Genomic DNA, 3639 nt, shown 5'->3' on the forward strand with positions numbered 1-3639 from the left:
TTGCTGCCAGTCGTCGCCCGGCATCTTGTGCAGCAGGCTGCCCTTGCCGTGGACGACCTCGTCATGGCTGATCGGCAGGATGAAGTTCTCGGTGAACGCATACATCAGCCCGAAACTCATCAGGTCGTGGTGATAGCGGCGATGCACCGGATCGCGGCTCATGTAGCGCAGGGTGTCGTTCATCCACCCCATGTTCCACTTGAACCCGAACCCCAGGCCCCCCGCATCGACCGGGGCCGAGACCTTGGGAAACGAGGTGCTCTCCTCGGCCACGGTCATGATGCCGGGCTGTTCGCCATAGGCCTCGATGTTCATCTGCTGCAGGAACGCGATCGCCTCGTAGTTCTCGCGCCCGCCATCCTTGTTGGGCACCCATTCGCCGGCCTTGCGGGAATAGTCCCGGTACAGCATCGACGCCACCGCATCCACGCGCAGCCCGTCGACATGATATTCGTCCAGCCAATAGACGGCATTCGCAGTCAGGAAATTCTGCACCTCGATCCGGCCGTAATTGTAGATCAGCGTGTTCCAGTCCTGGTGGAACCCCTCGCGCGGGTCGGCATGTTCATACAGCGACGTGCCATCGAACCGGGCCAGGCCATGCGCGTCCGACGGAAAATGCCCCGGCACCCAATCCAGCAACACCCCCAGCCCCGCCTGATGCGCCGCATCGACCAGGTCGCGGAATTCATGCGGCGGGCCGAACCGGATCGTCGGCGCATAGAGACCCACCGGCTGATAGCCCCATGACCCGTCGAACGGAAACTCGCTGACCGGCATCAGCTCCAGATGGGTGAACCCCATGTCCTTGGCATAGGACACCAGATCGCGCGCCATCTCCTGATAGGACAGCGGGCGCCCGCCATCGTCGTACTTGCGCCGCCAGCTGCCCGGATGGACCTCATAGATGCTGATGGGCGCGCGGCGGTCCTGCGCCTTGGCACGGGTCGCCATCCACTCCGCGTCCTTCCAGCCATATCCCGCGATGTCGCGCACCACGCTGGCCTTTTCGGGCGGATGCTGGCTGCCGAAACCCACCGGGTCGGCCTTCAGCATGACCCCGCCCTGGGCATCCAGGATCTCGTACTTGTACAGCGTGCCTTCGCCCAGGTCGGGCAAGAAGATCTCCCAGAACCCCTGGCCCACGCGGCGCATCGGGTGGCGCCTGCCGTCCCATCCGTTGAACTGTCCCACGACCGACACGCGCCGGGCATTGGGCGCCCAGACCGCAAAGCGCGTCCCCGCGACGCCCTGATGGGTGGTCACATGCGCGCCCAGCACCTGCCACAACCGCTTGTGCGTGCCCTCGGCCAGCAGGTGCAGGTCCATCTCGCCCAGCACGGGCGTAAAGCGATAGGGGTCGTCGAACGTCCATTCGACGCCGCCGCCCGACCGCGCCTTGAGCCGATAGGGGCCCGCCGGGATCGGACCGGCGAACAGGTCGCCCGCCACGCGCGGCAGATCCACCTCGCCGTCCGGCCCCACCGCCGACAGCGCGGCCAGGTCGGGGTGATAGACGGTCAGCCACTGGCCGTCGCCGAACGCGCGCGGACCCAGAATTGAAAACGGTTGCGAACATTGCCCTTGGGCCAGCAGGGCCTGATCTTCGGGGCTAACATGCGGGGGAGTCTTGCTTTTGTTCATGTCGCTCACCTTAGCCCGATCACAGATTCGGGCAATCATCTGGTTAACGCTAACACCTCCTTTTTGATCCCGCTATAGTCATGCATGAAGGCAGAATGATCGAACGAGGTGACGACGATGGCGGAATGGTGGCGCGACGCGGTGATCTATCAGATCTATCCCCGCAGTTTTCAGGACAGTGACGGTGACGGCATCGGCGACCTGCCGGGCATCACGCGCCGGCTGGACCATGTGGCGGGCCTGGGGGTGGACGCGATCTGGCTGTCGCCGTTCTTCACCTCTCCGCAAAAGGACATGGGCTATGACGTGTCCGACTATACCGGCGTCGACCCGCTGTTCGGCAGCATGGCCGATTTTGACGCCATGGTCGCCCGCGCGCATGAATTGGGCCTGAAGGTCATCATCGACCAGGTCATCAGCCATTCCAGCGACAAGCACCCCTGGTTCGAGGAAAGCCGCCGGGACCGCACCAACCCCAAGGCCGACTGGTATGTCTGGGCCGACCCCAAGCCCGACGGCACGCCGCCCAGCAACTGGCCCTCCGTCTTCGGCGGCCCCGCGTGGGAGTGGGAGCCGCGCCGCCGCCAGTACTACCTGCACAACTTCCTGATCGAGCAGCCCGACCTGAACATGTGGAACCCCGCGGTCCAAGACGCCCTGCTGGACACGATGCGCTTCTGGCTGGAACGCGGTGTGGACGGGTTCCGCCTGGACACGGTCAACTACTACTTCCACGACGCCAAGCTGCGCGACAACCCGCCCAATCCCGACCACAAGGGCCCGGAAACCTATGGTTTCCAGCGCCACATCCATTCCAAGAACCAGGCCGAGAACATCGCCTTCCTGGAGCGCATGCGCGCACTGACCGACGAATACGACGCCCGCATGATGGTCGGAGAGGTCGGCGACGGCGGCCAGACCGCCATCGACATCATGGGCGATTACACCAAGGGCGATGACCGCCTGCACATGTGCTACAGCTTCGAGATGCTCAGCCCCGACTTCACCGCGCGCCATTTCCGGCACACGATCGAGGGGGTGCACGACCATGCCCCTGACAGCCATTCCTGCTGGTCCTTCTCGAACCACGACGTGATCCGGCACGTGTCCCGTTGGGGCGACCATGCGGAATCACCCGAGGCGCTGGCCCGGCAGGGCGCGGCGATGCTGCTGTCCTTTCCCGGCACGATCTGCCTCTATCAGGGAGAGGAGCTGGGCCAGACCGAGACCGCTCTGGTCTATGAGGAACTGACCGACCCCCCCGCCCTGCGCTTCTGGCCCGAGGTCAAGGGCCGCGACGGCTGCCGCACGCCGATGGTCTGGGACCAGGGCGAACCGCATGCCGGGTTCTCGGACACGACGCCCTGGCTGCCGGTCAAGGACGATCAGGCGATCCGCGCCGTGGCCCATCAACAGGACCGCAACGACAGCGTGCTGGCCGCCTATCGGGGCACCATCGCGTTCCGCAAGGCGTCCGATGCGCTGCGTTTCGGCAAGACCGCCTTCCTGGACATGCCCGAACCGATCCTGGCCTTCCGCCGCGACCATGACGGTCAGGCGCTGACGGCGGTGTTCAACCTGTCGACGACGCCGCAGTCCGTGACCGTCGCGGGCGACACCGCCCTCAGCGGCCCGGTCCACGCCACGCTGGACAGGGGCGCGCTGCACCTGCCGGCGAACGGGTTCGCCTGGCTGACCGGTGCGCCGACGCTGACCGCCTGAGACCGGGTGGCCGGGGCCTCAGGGCTCCGGCTGCCGCCACACGAACAGGGCCAGCCCGAGATAGATCCCCGCGGCCCCGAACAGCATGGCCCAGGCCGGGCTGCCCGACCACAGCTCCACCCCCGCCCAGACCAGCGGCAGGATCACGCAGATCACCCGCACCCACAGCGGGCGAAAGAACGGCGCATCGGGATCGACCAGCTTCATGGCATACCTTCCAAGGGCTCGGGGGGGCGGGGGGTCCGGGGGGCTGGCCCCCCGGCCGTCGGCGGG

3 protein-coding genes are annotated in these 3639 nt (G+C 66.1%); 1 reads left to right on the plus strand and 2 read right to left on the minus strand.

Annotated elements, in window-relative coordinates:
• Positions 1-1644, minus strand: a 1644-nt coding sequence (gene glgB / locus TY51_RS18550) for a 1,4-alpha-glucan branching protein GlgB (protein WP_042252566.1), incomplete at its 3' end; no start/stop codon positions are given.
• Between the two features lie 117 nt (positions 1645-1761).
• Here glgB and TY51_RS18555 point away from each other — a divergent pair.
• Positions 1762-3366, plus strand: a complete 1605-nt coding sequence (locus tag TY51_RS18555) for an alpha-glucosidase (protein WP_042252569.1) — start codon at positions 1762-1764, stop codon at positions 3364-3366.
• 18 nt (positions 3367-3384) lie between these two features.
• Here TY51_RS18555 and TY51_RS18560 read toward each other — a convergent pair.
• On the minus strand, positions 3385-3639 hold a 255-nt coding region (locus TY51_RS18560; RefSeq protein WP_231559142.1), incomplete at its 5' end, for a hypothetical protein.

Source organism: Paracoccus sp. PAMC 22219 (genome assembly GCF_000787695.1).
GTDB lineage: Bacteria > Pseudomonadota > Alphaproteobacteria > Rhodobacterales > Rhodobacteraceae > Paracoccus.